This window comes from Marseilla massiliensis, from assembly GCF_016899855.1.
Lineage (GTDB): Bacteria > Bacteroidota > Bacteroidia > Bacteroidales > Bacteroidaceae > Prevotella.
In genome coordinates this window covers 1-367 of the sequence record NZ_JACJJG010000264.1, presented here as the reverse complement: position 1 = coordinate 367, position 367 = coordinate 1, and the positions used below count along the sequence as shown (strand labels likewise).

At 44.4% G+C, this 367-nt stretch carries 1 protein-coding gene and 1 pseudogene; one reads left to right on the top strand and one right to left on the bottom strand.

Going from position 1 to position 367, the window contains the following annotated elements:
- The coding region (locus tag H6A34_RS14695) for a transposase (protein ID WP_420870848.1) at positions 1–257 on the bottom strand (257 nt) is incomplete at its 3' end.
- Here H6A34_RS14695 and H6A34_RS14690 point away from each other — a divergent pair.
- Positions 234–367 (top strand): annotated as a pseudogene (locus H6A34_RS14690) (transposase); the annotation flags it as partial. The gene H6A34_RS14695 and the pseudogene H6A34_RS14690 sit on opposite strands and share 24 nt — an antisense overlap.

Genomic DNA, 367 nt, shown 5'->3' with positions numbered 1-367 from the left:
TGAAGCGCAAAGAGTCTTAGCTTAAAATAATCATCGTCCCTGAATCCGTAAGCATTTCTTTTAAGGACTTTAATTTTGTTGTTAATCCCCTCGACTTTGGCAGTTGAGAAATGGCAGTCGTACCATGCGAGAATGCCGGTTCTGTGCGCCATTATCGTTGCAGCCATCCTTGCGAGCCGTGGCACCTTGCTCTGTCTTGCCTGTTCCACCCATGCGTAAAGTTCCTTTTCGGCATTCTCGCATGGTACGACTGCCATTTCTCAACTGCCAAAGTCGAGGGGATTAACAACAAAATTAAAGTCCTTAAAAGAAATGCTTACGGATTCAGGGACGATGATTATTTTAAGCTAAGACTCTTTGCGCTTCA